At 69.7% G+C, this 13,549-nt stretch carries 14 protein-coding genes; 7 read left to right on the top strand and 7 right to left on the bottom strand.

What is annotated here, in order from left to right:
- The gene (locus LW840_RS15080) at positions 1 to 1,377 is read left to right on the top strand and encodes a Na+/H+ antiporter NhaC family protein (RefSeq protein WP_291267219.1); all 1,377 of its coding nucleotides are present in this window, start codon (positions 1 to 3) and stop codon (positions 1,375 to 1,377) included.
- A 38-nt stretch (positions 1,378 to 1,415) separates the two neighbouring features.
- Here the strand turns inward: LW840_RS15080 and LW840_RS15085 are convergent, their stop codons facing one another.
- The gene (locus tag LW840_RS15085) at positions 1,416 to 2,051 is read right to left on the bottom strand and encodes an MOSC domain-containing protein (RefSeq protein WP_291261345.1); all 636 of its coding nucleotides are present in this window, start codon (positions 2,049 to 2,051) and stop codon (positions 1,416 to 1,418) included.
- A gap of 80 nt (positions 2,052 to 2,131) precedes the next feature.
- Between LW840_RS15085 and LW840_RS15090 the strand changes: the two genes are divergently transcribed.
- Positions 2,132 to 3,520 carry an FAD-dependent oxidoreductase gene (locus tag LW840_RS15090; RefSeq protein ID WP_291277284.1) on the top strand — a complete coding sequence of 463 codons (1,389 nt, stop codon included), beginning with the start codon at positions 2,132 to 2,134 and terminating at the stop codon, positions 3,518 to 3,520.
- Between the two features lie 8 nt (positions 3,521 to 3,528).
- Here LW840_RS15090 and LW840_RS15095 read toward each other — a convergent pair whose 3' ends face one another.
- Complete coding sequence (locus LW840_RS15095) at positions 3,529 to 4,074, bottom strand: DUF2239 family protein (protein ID WP_291261343.1); 546 nt, start codon at positions 4,072 to 4,074, stop codon at positions 3,529 to 3,531.
- Positions 4,075 to 4,369: 295 nt separating this feature from the next.
- Between LW840_RS15095 and LW840_RS15100 the strand changes: the two genes are divergently transcribed.
- Entirely contained in the window at positions 4,370 to 5,251 is an 882-nt protein-coding gene (locus LW840_RS15100; protein ID WP_291273593.1) for a 5'-methylthioadenosine/S-adenosylhomocysteine nucleosidase, read from the top strand.
- Entirely contained in the window at positions 5,248 to 6,549 is a 1,302-nt protein-coding gene (locus LW840_RS15105; protein WP_291267223.1) for an NCS2 family permease, read from the top strand. Before LW840_RS15100 ends, LW840_RS15105 begins: the two co-directional genes overlap by 4 nt.
- Here LW840_RS15105 and LW840_RS15110 read toward each other — a convergent pair.
- The 3 genes from LW840_RS15110 to LW840_RS15120 all read right to left on the bottom strand — a co-directional run bounded on the left by LW840_RS15110 (position 6,525) and on the right by LW840_RS15120 (position 8,901).
- Positions 6,525 to 7,331, bottom strand: coding sequence for a 1,4-dihydroxy-6-naphthoate synthase (locus tag LW840_RS15110; RefSeq protein WP_291277285.1), 807 nt, complete (start codon positions 7,329 to 7,331; stop codon positions 6,525 to 6,527). The two genes, LW840_RS15105 and LW840_RS15110, sit on opposite strands and share 25 nt — an antisense overlap.
- The gene (locus LW840_RS15115) at positions 7,324 to 7,908 is read right to left on the bottom strand and encodes a hypothetical protein (protein WP_291261339.1); all 585 of its coding nucleotides are present in this window, start codon (positions 7,906 to 7,908) and stop codon (positions 7,324 to 7,326) included. Before LW840_RS15115 ends, LW840_RS15110 begins: the two co-directional genes overlap by 8 nt.
- A gap of 99 nt (positions 7,909 to 8,007) precedes the next feature.
- The gene (locus tag LW840_RS15120; RefSeq protein WP_291267225.1) at positions 8,008 to 8,901 is read right to left on the bottom strand and encodes an SRPBCC domain-containing protein; all 894 of its coding nucleotides are present in this window, start codon (positions 8,899 to 8,901) and stop codon (positions 8,008 to 8,010) included.
- Between the two features lie 76 nt (positions 8,902 to 8,977).
- Here LW840_RS15120 and LW840_RS15125 point away from each other — a divergent pair, with 76 nt between their 5' ends.
- Positions 8,978 to 9,304, top strand: a complete 327-nt coding sequence (locus LW840_RS15125; RefSeq protein WP_291261337.1) for a nucleotide pyrophosphohydrolase — start codon at positions 8,978 to 8,980, stop codon at positions 9,302 to 9,304.
- A 53-nt stretch (positions 9,305 to 9,357) separates the two neighbouring features.
- Entirely contained in the window at positions 9,358 to 10,314 is a 957-nt protein-coding gene (locus tag LW840_RS15130) for an SGNH/GDSL hydrolase family protein (protein WP_291261336.1), read from the top strand.
- Between the two features lie 218 nt (positions 10,315 to 10,532).
- On the opposite strand, the gene LW840_RS15135 is transcribed toward LW840_RS15130, so the two are convergent.
- Positions 10,533 to 11,684 (bottom strand): ABC transporter substrate-binding protein, encoded by a 1,152-nt coding sequence (locus LW840_RS15135; RefSeq protein ID WP_291277286.1) that lies wholly within the window; start codon positions 11,682 to 11,684, stop codon positions 10,533 to 10,535.
- A gap of 130 nt (positions 11,685 to 11,814) precedes the next feature.
- Here LW840_RS15135 and LW840_RS15140 point away from each other — a divergent pair, with 130 nt between their 5' ends.
- Entirely contained in the window at positions 11,815 to 13,164 is a 1,350-nt protein-coding gene (locus LW840_RS15140; RefSeq protein ID WP_291261334.1) for a citrate:proton symporter, read from the top strand.
- Between the two features lie 15 nt (positions 13,165 to 13,179).
- Here LW840_RS15140 and LW840_RS15145 read toward each other — a convergent pair.
- A partial coding sequence (locus LW840_RS15145; protein WP_291277287.1) for a DUF3047 domain-containing protein occupies positions 13,180 to 13,549 on the bottom strand: 370 nt, incomplete at its 5' end.

Genomic DNA, 13,549 nt, shown 5'->3' on the forward strand with positions numbered 1-13,549 from the left:
ATGCGCGCCCCCTTTCGAATCCGACTGCCGCACCCCCTGCTCCTGCTGCTGGGGGGCGTGGTGGCCGCCGCCTTGTGCACGTGGCTCCTCCCCGCGGGCAGCTTCGAGCGTCGTGCCGACGCGGCGAGCGGCCGGGAGCTGGTCATTCCGGGCACCTACGGCACCATCGCGGCCACACCCGTGGGGGCGTTCCAGACGCTCCTGGCGGTGCCGCGCGGCATGGCGGCCGGTGCCGACGTGCTCATCACCATTCTGTTCGTGGGGGCGGCCTTCGCCATGCTGGAGCGCACCGGCGCCCTTGGGCGTCTGGTGGAGGTCGTGGTGCAGCGCAGCCGCCGTCCTCAGGTGGTGCTGGTGGGCGTGACCCTGGCTTTCGCCACCTTCGGCGCCCTCGAGAACATGCAGGAAGAGATCGTGGCGCTCATCCCCACGCTGCTGGTGCTGTCGCGCGGGCTGGGCTTCGGTCCGCTCACCGCGCTGTCGGTGAGTGTAGGTGGTGCCGCCGTGGGGTCGGCGTTCGGCCCCACGAATCCCTTCCAAACGGGGATCGCGCTCCGCTTCGCGGAACTGCCCCCGTTCAGTCAACCGGTGCTGCGCACGGTGGCCTTCGTGCTGGCAGTCACGGTGTGGTGCGGCTGGGTGGTCTACGGCGCGGCGCGCGAAGCGCGCGATGTGGCGCGCGCCGCGGCCTCCTCGAGCACGCCCTCGGTTTCACCCACCGCCACCCTGTCCGGCGGCGCCGTGCCGATCGAGCGACGGGATCTGCTCCTGCTGCTGCTGGCCGTCGTGCCCTTCGCGCCGTACGTGTACGGCGTGCTGCAATGGGAGTGGGGCTTTCACGAACTGTCGGCGCTGTTTCTGGTGGCCAGCTACGCCATTGGTCTCACCGCCGGGTTTTCGCTGGCCGCCTGCACGGAGGAGCTCATTGCCGGCATGAAGGCCATGCTCCCCGCCACCATCTACGTGGGGACGGCGCGTGCGATCGGGTTGGTGCTCGCCGACGGGCACGTGCTGGACACCATCATTCACGGGCTGTCGCTGCCGCTGCAGGTGGCGCCCCCCGTGGTGGCGCCGCTGCTCATGATTCCGGTGCAGGCGCTCATGCACGTGGTGGTGCCGTCGGTGAGCGGGCAGGCCACGCTCACCATGCCCATCATGGCCCCGCTGGCCGAGCTGGTGGGGGCAGGGCGCGACGCGGCGGTGCTGGCGTTCCAGACCGGTGCCGGCCTCGCCGATGCGCTGGTGCCGACCAACGGTGCGGTGCTGGCCATGCTGGCCGCCGCCGGGGTGAGTGTGGCACGCTGGTGGCGCTTTGCGGGCCCCGGCCTGCTGCTCGTGGCGCTGGTGGGAGCCGCGGCGGTGTGGATGGCGGCGTAGCACGGAGCGCGTTGCGCGCGGACCGGGCCCTCGCCGTGTCAGCGCCCCGAATGCACCCACCCCAGGAACCGCTCGCGCACCCGCTCGGCAACCGGAGCCCGCAGCGCGTCGATGAGCACGGCCGGCGTACGTGGCGTCTGATACCAGATCCCGAACAACGCGTCGATGGTGGGCCAGCGCTCGTCGCTACGAGTCACGATGCCCGACACACCGGCCTCGATCGCTCCTGGCTGCACCACGCGCGCGTAGGCCCCCGGGCGCGCGGCGTCGGCGAACTGCTTGACGAACGTGGGCACGCCCATGCGCCCGGCGAGCGTGGCGCACGGAATGCGCGGCGCCGTGAGCTCCAGCAGCACGTCGCCGAACTGGACGCGGTCGCCCACGCGGGGCGACGGCCACCACCGGTCGATGGTGAGGTTGTCGCCGAAGAGTCCCGGGCCGCAGGGCCGGCCAAGAGTGGTCGTCCACCACGCGTAGTCGTGGGCGCTGTACACATACAGGGCCTGATCGCGGCCCCCGTGGTGCTTGGCGTTGCCGACGGCGTCGCCCACCAGCCCCATGGCATCGCACAGCACGGGGCCTCCCACGGGGTGTTTGTGAATGCCGGTACGCCGGCTCGCGCTCGCGGAGAGCGGAGCCAGCGTGCCGATGTTGACGCTCTCCAGGCGAATCATGCGAAAAAGATAGCCCGTGCCTCCCCGCGCCGGCCGGAAGGCGAGCGCTGTCGCGTGACGGCCCGATTATCTTCCGCGCCATGTCCATTTCTCCATCGTCCATGCGGGTCGCGATCGTCGGGTCGGGCCCGGCCGGTTTCTATGCCGCCGAATCGCTGCAGAAGGCGGCGCCCGGCATCGCGATCGACCTGATCGATCGGCTCCCCACGCCGTTTGGTCTCGTGCGCGGTGGCGTTGCTCCCGATCATCCCAAGATCAAGTCGGTTACCCGCGTGTTCGATCGCATCGCCACGCAGCCCGGATTCCGGTATCTGGGCCATGTCCGCGTGGGCGAGGATGTCACGGTGGACGAGCTGCGCGCCCGGTACCACGCGCTCATTCTCTGCTACGGGGCCGAGACCGATCGCATGCTGGGCATTCCCGGCGAGTCGCTGGCGGGAAGCCACGCGGCCACCGAGTTCGTGGCGTGGTACAACGGACACCCCGACTACGCGGGCGCCACCTTCGACCTGACGCAGCGCGACGTGGCGGTGGTGGGGATCGGGAACGTGGCCATGGATGTGGCGCGCATTCTCGCCAAGCCACCGCAGGCGTTGGCCGCGACCGACCTGGCCGACCATGCCCTGCAGGCGCTTGCCAGCTCCCAGGTGGCCACCATTCACCTCATCGCCCGCCGCGGGCCGGTGCAGGCAGCCTGCACGACGCCCGAGCTGCGCGAGCTCGGCGAACTCGAGGGGGTGGATGTGGTCGTGGATCCGCGCGACCTGGAGCTCGACGCGGCCAGCGAAGCGGAGCTCGCCGCCATGGAGGATCGCAATCCGGCGAAGAACCTCGACGTGTTGCGCGAATGGGCGGCGCGCCCGCTCACCGGCGCGGCGCGGCGTGTGGTGCTGCACTTCAACGCCTCACCCGTGGCCCTGCACGGCAGCACGCGGGTGGAGGGCATGACGATCGTGCGCAACCGACTGGAGTCCGACGGACGCGGCGGCGTGCGGGCGGTGGCGACCGACGACACGCGTGAGCTGCCGGTGGGGCTGGTCTTCCGGTCGGTGGGGTACCGCGGCAAGGCCTTGCCGGGGGTACCATTTGACGACCGTGCCGGTGTGGTGCCGAACGTGAAGGGGCATGTGGTAGCGGCGGCGGGGAGCCAGGCCGTGGTGCCCGGGCTCTACGTGGCCGGGTGGATCAAGCGTGGCCCCCAGGGGATCATCGGCACCAACAAGCTGTGCGCCACCGACACGGTGACGCAGCTGCTGGCCGACGTGGCCGCCGGCGACATCCCCGCCTTGCGCGATGATCTGCCGTCGATCGACGCGCTGCTGGCCGAGCGGGGGGTCCGGGTCACCAGCTGGAGCGACTGGCAGACACTCGACAAGGCGGAACAGGCGCGTGGCGCGGCGGCGGGACGCCCGCGCGTGAAGCTGACTAACGTTGCGGAGATGCTGGAGATCGTCGCCGCGAATCGCTGAGCAGCGCGTCAGGCGCGCGCCAACTGCCGCGCGTGCTCGCGCACGTCGGCAGGCCACGCGGCCATGTGGGCATCCATGCGATCGAGGTCACCGGCAAAAAGCGCGCGGGTCACCTCCTCGTATTCGGGCAGATGGCCAGCCATGGCGTGCAGGAAGTGATACGCCGCCTCCCGCGCGTTGCGCGTGTGCTCATCGGCCGCGCCCGCCTTGCGGGCATGCTCGACGATCTTGCGCAGCGTGACGGATGTTCCACCCGGTTGCGCGCCCAACCACTCCCACTGGTGTGGCAGCAGCGTGACCTCCCGCGGGACGACACCGAGGCGCGGGCGCCCCGGACCCCGAGGCGTTGCTGGGGCCGACTCGGCTGCCGCGTAGCGCGCGGCCACTTCCGCCGGTGAGCCCCGCGTGTCGATGTCCACCTGCCGCCCGGTTGCGTTCTCGAAGAGCAGCAGCCACTTCGACCCGCTGCGGCTTGCCTCCAGCAGAGCCACGGCCATGTCCGGAAGCGAACCGGCCGCGAGCCGTCGATGCCCGTCGAAGAGGGTATGTGTCATGGATGAATGGGTTGGTTTTGTCCGGGTATAAGTAGAGTTTATACCCGGATCAATTGTCTGCGCAAGAGGTTGTACCGTGCGTTCCGCGCTCCTCCCGTCGCTCCGGGGGTGGCTGGCGGCGCAATGCGATGTTCATTCCCACATGCTCTGGAAACCGACCCTTTGGCCAGGCCGGCGCCGTCCGGCGTGGCGGCTCGCCATCGTCGTTGCCGCCACCACTGCGGCGTGCACACCCCGCACGGCGCCGTCCCCGGCGCCCCCGGCCTCGTCCGTGTCGTCGGCGTCATCGTCGCCCGTGGCCGCGGTACGCGATACGACCCCGCGCGTGGCGATCATGTCGGCGTTCGATGCCGAGTGGCAGGCGTTACGCGCCGCCACGGCGATTACCCGTACCGAGGTGGTGAACAATCGCAGTTACCACTTCGGGCGGCTGCGCGGGCACGACGTGGTGCTGCTGCTGAGCGGCTTCAGCATGGTGAACGCCGCCATGACCACGCAGGCGCTGCTCGACCGGGTTCCGGTGCGCGCCATCGTGTTCAGCGGCATCGCCGGCGGCGTGAACCCCGGGCTCAACGTGGGGGATGTGACCGTGCCCGCGCAGTGGGGGAACTACCAGGAACAGCTCTTCGCGCGCGAAACGCCGCAGGGATTCGTTCCGTCGCGGACGACGACCGCGTTCGGCGGCTACGGGATGATGTTCCCGCAGGGCACGTCCGTGACTGCGCGCCACGCGCCGCCGGACTCGCTGGAGCGACGCTTCTGGTTCCCGGTGGACTCACTGGCGCTTGGCATTGCGCGCACCATTGCCGGTCGCTTCACCCTCAAGCGCTGCGTGCAGGCCGATCGCTGTCTCGATCACACCCCGAAGCTGGTGGTGGGCGGCAACGGGGTGAGCGGCCCCACCTTCGTGGACAATGCGGCGTACCGCGAGTGGGTATGGCGCACCTTCCGCGCCGATGCGCTCGACATGGAATCGTCGGCGGTGGCGGTGGTGGCGTATGAAAACCGGGTACCGTTCATCGCCTTCCGCTCACTCTCGGATCTCGCCGGCGGCAACGAGGCACCCAACGAGGCGCGCATCTTTGGCCGGCTGGCCTCCGAGAATTCGGCGGCGGTGGTCATGGCGTTCCTCGACGCACTGCCGCGCGAGGCCTTCGCCAGGGCGCGCGATCGGTGAAGCGGTACTTCGGCTTCGCGACGCACGGGACCACCTGGCGCACCGAGATCATGGCCGGTGTGGCCACGTTTCTCACGATGGCGTACATCATCGTGGTGAACCCGGCCATCCTCGAGGCCGCCGGCCTGCCGCGTGAGGCGTCCATCACGGCCACGATTCTCTCGGCCGCCTTCGGCACCCTGATCATGGGGGTGTACGCACGGCGCCCGTTCGCCATCGCGCCCTACATGGGCGAGAACGCCTTCATCGTGTTCACCGTGGTCAAGGGATTGGGGTTCCCCTGGCAGACGGCGCTGGGCGCGATCTTCCTGGCCGGCGTGCTCTTCACGCTGCTCACCCTGCTGGGCGTGCGCCGCTGGCTCGCCGCCGGCATTCCGGCCAATCTCAAGCACAGCTTCACGGTGGGGATCGGGTTGTTCCTCACCTTCATTGGCCTCAATGCGATGGGTGTGGTGCAGCTGGGGGTTCCGGGCTCGCCGGTGGCGCTGGGGGCGCTCAATCGCGCGACCACGCTGGTGGCCATTGGCGGGTTCTTCGCCACTGCCGTGCTGCTGGCCCGGAAGCATCGCAGTGCACTGCTGCTGGGCATCATCATCACGTCGGTCCTTTCCTTCGGTGCAGGCATCACGCCGCTCCCAGCGGGGGTAGCGAGCGCGCCGCCGTCGCTCGCGCCGCTCTTCGGGCAGCTCGACATTGCGGGCGCGCTGACGCTCAAGGCGCTCCCCGTGGTGGTGATCGTCTTCGTGATGGCCTTCGTGGATACCATTGGCACCCTCATTGGCCTGGGCGCGCGTGCGGGGCTGCTCGATGCCTCGGGCAATCTCCCCGACATGGAGAAGCCCATGCTCGCCGATGCCGTGGTGAACATGGCGGCGCCGGTGTTCGGCACCACCACCTGCGGCGCATTCGTGGAGTCGGCGGTGGGCATCGAGGCCGGTGGGCGTACCGGGGTCACGGCCATCGTGGTGGCCGTGCTCTTTCTCGCGTCGCTGTTCTTTGCGCCGCTGTTCACCGCCATTCCCGCGCACGCCACCGGCGTGGCGATCGCCTCCATGGGCGTGCTCATGCTGGGTGCCATGGCCGCGCTCGACTTTGCCGACTACACCGAGTGGGTGCCGGCCTTCCTCACGATCGTGCTCATGGCCTTCACGTACAACATTGGCGTGGGGATGACGGCCGGCCTGCTGGCGTATCCGGTCCTCAAGGTTGGCACGGGGCGCGCGACGGAGGTGCCGGCCGCCATGTGGTGGTTGGCGGCCATGTCCCTGCTGTTCTACGCGGTATACCCATACCACTGACCGGCCCCGCCCGCGAGGCGCTGCATGGCGGCCAGCCCCTCGTCGCCGATGTCGAGACTGTGGGCGTTCACGTAGAGCGCGATATGCTGCGCACACACCTCGCGTGACATTTCCTGCGCGTGTGCGCCCACATAGTCGCGGCTGGCCTCGGGATGATCGAAGGCGTACTGCACGGAATCGCGAATGGCGCGCTCGAGGTCGACGCGCAGCGCGGCGTCCAGATCACGGTGGGCGCAGATCCCCGCCAGCGGCACCGGGAGCCCCGTGGTCTGCTCCCACCAGTCGCCCAAATCGACCACCTGTACCAGGCCGTGCGCGGCATAGGTGAACCGGCTTTCGTGAATGATGAGGCCCGCATCCACCTCCCCGTCGGTCACGGCGCGGAGGATGCGATCGTAGCGCAGCTCGACGACCTCGCTCAGTTCGGGGGCGGCGAGGCGCAGCAGGCGATACGCCGTGGTCTCGCGTCCCGGGATGGCCAGTCGGCCGCGGGCGGCCTGAGCCAGCGACTGTGCCTCGCGTGCCACCACAAGCGGCCCCACGCCCATGCCCAGCGCGGCCCCGCTGCGGAGCAGCGTATAGCGGGCGCCGACCGCCGCGAAAGCGCCGACGCTCAGCTTCGTGAGATCGAAGGCCCCCGCATGGGCGCGCCGGTTGAGCTCCTCGATGTCGAGCAGCACCGGCCGGATGCGCACCGGCGCGTTCACCAGCCCGTGCACGAGCGCGTGAAAGGCGAACGTGTCGTTGGGGCAGGGCGAGAATCCGAAGGTCAGCTCACGCATGGTGCGGCCGTGTGGTTCGCAGGGCGGCCACGAGCGGCGGGGTGATGTCCACGATGGCGGCGAGGGCAACGCCGAACTGCCAGCGCGTCCGATCGGGCTCCTCGATGTCATTCGAGATGGCTCGCACCTCGATGGCGGGCACCCCGGCGAGTTGTGCGGCCCGCAGGACGGCGAAGCCTTCCATCGCCTCGACGTCGCAGTCGCTGGTGCCCCCCACGCGGCCGCTCGTGCCAATGCACGTGCATCGGGCGTGCGGGAGCTGGTCTCGAACGAGTTGCAGCAACGCTGCCGAGGGGGTGAGGTCGCGCGGCGCCCACTCGGCGGGGAGGTCCCCCAGATCGCAGTAGCGCGACCGCTCCCCCACCACGAGCGTGCCGGGCGCGCAGCCCCAGCGCCGCCGGGCGCCGGCAATGCCCACGTGCAGCAGCACATCGGGGCGATGCTCGGTGATGGCGCGCGCGGTGCGCACGGCGGCTTCCACCGGTCCCACGCCGCAGAGCGCGCCAATCCAATCGCCAGGTGGTGCCAGTTCATGGCTGGTGGCGGCAACCACGAGGATACGAGCGGGCGAAGTCATACCGGGAAGTGTAAGCGGATCGGCGCGGTGTGCCGGGACCCGGTGTGCCGGGACCCGGTGTGCCGGTTCTCGGTGTGCCGGGACCCGGTGTGCCGGTTCTCAGCGCGCCAGGTGGCCGCCCCACGCGGCCGGGTCGACGTCGGCCATGGACTGCGACAACGCCCACGCGTGTCCGGCGGGATCGCGCACCACCGCCTGCCGTTCGCCATCGGCGCCGGTCGCTGGCGCGGTGAGCGGTGTGAAGCCCAGCCCCACCGCGCGATGCCAGGCGGCATCCACGTCAGGGACGCGCACCACCAGGGTGGCCGGGGGGCGTCCTCCACTGGCCGGCGCGCCGGTGGCGTCCCAGGCCGCGAGGACCACGGCCCCGTTGCCCAACGTGAGCTGCACACGCTCACCGGGCACGCGCAGGCGCTCGGTGCACCCCAACAGCTCCACCAGCCACTGCACCGCCGCGTCCAGATCCGGGTAGCTGCGGGTAGGGATGAAGGTGCTGTCCGGTACCGAACGGTTGACCGGCAGGCCACCAAACCGTTGACGCACCTCCGCCCACGCCGCGGGGGTGACATGGCGCAGATGTTCGGCCTGCGCCGCGAGCATGCCGGACCAGGCGCTGGCGTGCCGGTCGCAGGATTCGGCGGTCGCGAACCCCTCGTGCCGCAGCGTGCAGCGGGTCACGGCGGCATCGACGGCCTCCAGCGAAACGGTGACCAGCGTTTCCACACCGCCGGTCCCCGAGGGCCCTGACACCCACGTGAACTGCACGGTGGAGGGCGGGGTGAGGGTGCGGAAGCGCCCGTAGTGCGGGTACCGCTGGGCCGGGGCGCCCGCCGCCCCCGGCACGACCACATCGAACGCGAAGGCCGCACCAACTCGGCACGTCAGGTGCACCGTGTCCGGGTGCGCGAACCAGAGCCCCCAACCGCAGGTCCACGCGTCGTAGACGCGGTCTACGCCCACAGGGAGCTCGGCCGTGCAGGAGAGCGCATGCATGCTGGATGATATCGCCCGTGCCGCACCCCGTGGAGTGCGCTGTTGTGACGTCGCCGACTCCGCTAGCATAGAAGCCATGACAATGACTGAGTATCAGGCACGGGTGGACCGCTGGATCAGCCAGTTCGAGGAAGGCTACTTTCACCCGCTCACCAATCTCGCCCGACTCACCGAGGAAGTCGGTGAGTTTGCGCGCGAGGTGAATCACCGGTTTGGCCAGAAGCCGAAGAAGTCCGAGGAAGCCGAGGCCGATCTCGCCATGGAGATGGCCGACATTCTGTTCGTGCTGATCTGCATGGCGAACCGCGAGGGGATCGATCTCGATGCTGCCTTCGATCGCATGATGCACAAGGTCGAAACCCGCGATGCCAACCGGTGGACGCGGAAACCCACCGCGCCCTGAACCGTACGGCACTCCGCCCGTAGCCTGGACGCCCGTCTGCCGCCCCCCCGCCCATGCCATCCCGACTCTCTCCTCTCCGTTTCGCGCCGCGGGTTCTGCGGCACCTGCTGGCCGCGACCGCCGTGGTCACGCTGGCCTCCTGTGGCGACAGCAGCACTGCACCTGCGGACTCCGCACTCTTCGGAACCGTGGTGGTGTTCGGTGCCAGCCTCGACGACACCGGCAATGCGTGCAACGCCCTGCCCACGTCGTGCCCGCCGTTTCCGTATGCCAACGCCCGGTTTTCCAACGGGCCGCTGTGGGTCGAGCAGATGGCAGACCGGCTCAACGCCCGCGTGGCTCCGGCGCGTGGCGGCGGGACCAATTACGCCTTCGCCGCAGCGCGCACCGGGCCCATTGCCGGCCTGAACAACGCGGCGCCCAACATGATCCAGCAGGCGGATCTCTATCTCCAGGCGGGGAACACGACCGGCCGTGACGTCACGCTGTTCGTGGTGAACGCGGCCACGGTGGGCAACGACATTTCCGACGCCCTCACGCTTGCCCGCACCAACCCGCAGGCGCCCGCCGCCGTCCTGTCGGGGGCCGTCGCCAACATTGCCAGCATCGTAGGCAAGCTGTACACGGGCGGCGCGAGGCACATTCTGCTGCTCAACAGCACCGATATCGGTCGTACCCCGCAGGTGACGGCGTTGGGCGCACAGGCGGCGGCCACGGCATCCGCGCTGTCGGCGCAATTCAACAGCGCCCTCAGCACCCAGCTCGTGTCGCTGCGCGCGGCGTCACCCGGGCTGACGATCTATCTGGTCGACCTCGGCGCGTTCACGGCGCAGGTGTTCGCCAATCCTTCGTCCTTCGGCTTCACCAACATCACGGCGCCCTGCGTGTCGGTCTCGCCGCCCTCGCTGTGCGGCACGCCGGGGAGCTTCTTCTTCTGGGACGGGTTCCATCCGACCGAGGCTACCGGGCGTCTGGTCGCCCAGCGCGCCCTCACCGCGCTGGGGCGCTGAAGCCGGCGCCGGACCGCGCGACGTCGCTGTTGCACACAACGCCCGGTCGTGCGCTCAGCGCGCGATCGGGCGTTCCTGCAGGCCGTCCAGCGACTTCACGATACCGCGCGTGGCACTCGCCCGATCGCGGATCGCCTCGGTCGCATCCGTGGAGCGCCCGCTGCCGCGCACGCCACGCGCTGGCCCGCTGGGTTGCTACCGAGACCGCCACGCCGGCTTCAGTGACGCGTCGGGAGCGTTCCCCGGAACAGCAGTGAGTCCTTGTCCATCTCGAGGAGGGTGGCGCCGCGGATGGGATCACCGGAGCCGTCGAATCGATAGCTGGCGAAGGCCCCGTCGAAGGGGGCACCGGTGCGCAGTGCCGTGGCGAGGGCCATGCCGCTCCTGGCGCGCGCACGTTCCGCCGCGCGGGCAATGAGCCGAATGGCGTCGTAGGTTGCGGCACCGGTGGCACGTGGGCGCTCACCCAGATACCGCGCGTTCCAGCGGGCACGGAAGGTGCGTACGCCTTCGCGATCGCTGCGGCCGTCCCAGTTGCCCACGATGATGCTGCCGTCGATGTCCTGGCGTCCGCGCAGCGCGATGGCATCCCAGGCGTCGCTGCCGAGAAAGGGTCCGCGAAAGCCGGCCTCACGGAAGAGGCGCACCTGCGACGAGTCGCCTAGCGAAAGGTCGGGGAGCAGCACGGCGTCGGGGGCCTCGCGCATGAGTCGCTGGATCTGTGCTGCCTGGTCGCCCGTGTCGTTGATGTGGTACGTATCCGCCGCCAGCATGCGTCCGCCGCGCGTCGTGAACGTCCGTCCGTAGCGCTCGACCATGCCGCGGCCGTGCTCACTTGCGGCCGGGAAGAGGGCGGCCGTGCGCCGCCGCCCCAGTGAGTCGAAGGCGTACCGAGCCAGTACTTCTCCTTGATCGGCGTCGAGAAAGGTGAGCCGCATGACGTACGAACGTCCCGTGGTGACCTGCGGACTGGAGGCCATGGGAGCCACGAGCGGCACCTGCGATTCCTCGGCCACCGCGCCGGCGGCAATGGCGAGCGCGCTGAATTGCGGGCCCACCAGGACATCGACCGAGTCGAGGGTGATGAGGGCGCGAGCCGCCGCGGCCGCGGCATCCGGCCGGTTGGGCGTTTCCCGCTCGATGAGGATGAGGCGATGCGACACGCCATCGATGAGGGCGCCGCCAGTGGCGTTGATCTCGTCGATGGCCATGCGGGCCGCGAGGCGCGCCGGCATTCCCGACGAATGGCGCGCCGGTCCGTCGAAGACGCCGATGAGGCCGATGCGCAGGGCGGGCGGTGGTGGCGGCGACGCGCACGAGGCGAGCAGCGACGCCACGCCCAAGGCGCAAAGGAGGCGTGCCACGGTCATGGGGGCACGTTAGGAGCCGCCTCCGGGGTGCGCAACAGCCCGGAAGCGGCGCGACGGTCCATGTCGCATGTTGGGCCATGCCTGTTTCCCGCAATTCCAGTTCGCGAACGCCTCGGCCGTGGGCGGGTGTATGCTGACCGTCTGGGCGTACGGCATGGTGATTGTCTTCATGACGCTCATCATGACCCGCCGGCTTTCTCCGCTCACGGCGCTGATTCTGGTGCCCACCGTGGTGGGGGGGCTGGCCGGGTTCACCGGGGAGCTGGGGGGGATGATGGTGCAGGGGATCACCCGGCTGGCCCCCACCGGCGTGATGCTGCTCTTCGCCATTCTCTACTTCGCGGTCATGATCGACGCGGGGCTGTTTGCCCCGTTCGTGCGCCGGCTGGTGACCGTCGTGCACGGCGATCCGGTGCGGGTGGCCGTTGGCACGGCGGTACTGGCGCTGCTGGTCTCGCTCGACGGCGATGGCTCCACGACGTACATGATCACCACGGCGGCCATGCTGCCGCTGTATCGGGCGCTTGGCATGCAGCCACTCGTTCTGGCGTGCGTGACGATGCTGGCGTCGGGCGTCATGAACATCCTGCCCTGGGGCGGCCCCACGGCGCGGGCCGCCAGTGCCCTGGGAGTGGACGTGGATGCCGTCTTCATTCCCATGGTACCGGTCATGGCCACGGGGATCGTCTGGACCCTGTTCGTGGCGTACCAACTGGGCATGGGCGAACGCCGACGGCTGGCGACAGGCGATACGGGCGCGGACGGTGCGCTCCCTGCGGCGTCAGGGCCAACCGGCCCCGATGCTGCGGCGGGGGCGTGGGCGGGGAGCACCGGCGATGCGGCGCACTCCGGACGTCCCGATCGTCTGTATGTGAATGCCCTGCTGACCGTCGCGCTGTTGGTGGCACTCATGACCGGCGTGCTGCCGCTGCCGGTGCTGTTCATGCTGGCCTATGCGGTCGCGGTGCTCATCAACTATCCCGCGCTCGAAGACCAGAAGGCCCTGCTGGCGCGTCATGCCGGCAATGCGCTGGCCGTGGTGGGGCTGATCTTCGCCGCCGGCGTGTTCACCGGCATTCTCTCGGGTACGAAGATGGTGGATGCCATGGCGAACAGCGTGGTCACGCTGGTGCCACCGGCACTGGGACCGTACCTCGCCGTGGTCACGGGCGTGCTGAGCATCCCGTTCACCTTCTTCATTTCGAACGACGCCTTCTACTTCGGCGTGCTTCCCATTCTTGCGAAGGCGGGCGAGGCGTACGGCCTGACCGCCGCGGAAATGGCCCGGGCCTCCCTCGTTGGACAGCCCGTGCACCTGCTGAGCCCCCTCGTGCCCTCCACCTTTCTGCTGGCCGGGCTGTGCGGCGTGGAATTCGGTGAGCATCAGCGGTTCACCCTGCGGTGGGCGCTGCTGTCGGCGCTGGTGATGCTGCTGGGTGGCGTGACCATGCTGGTCATCCCCTTGGTGGGGACGCGCTGAGGTGAGCGCGGGCCGTCACGACCCCGGCGGCTGCATGGCGAGACGTTCCAGCAGTACGTCGGTCTCGCCTCGCGAGTCATCCGAGTCGCTCTGGACCGTGATGGCGATGACCCGGAGCGACGAGAGCGGGATACCCGGATAGGCGCGCTGCACATCCGCCGCAAGATTCCGCTCCACGGTCACCCACCGCCCTTCCGCATCGGGGCCGCCGATGTTGATGAGGCGGGCTTCCGGCAGCACCGAGAAGCCGATGCGCCGGCGCGAGGCGCTGCCTTCCATCAGCGAGTCGGGAGCCGGTACGGCTCCGTTCGCATCGCGACCGGCCCAGGTGTAGCCGAACAGCAGCCGCTGGCCAGCGCTGGCCGGGCGCTCGTCGCGCAACACG

Origin of the sequence: Gemmatimonas sp., from assembly GCF_021298855.1 — a bacterium.
In the GTDB taxonomy this organism is placed as follows: Bacteria; Gemmatimonadota; Gemmatimonadetes; order Gemmatimonadales; family Gemmatimonadaceae; genus Gemmatimonas.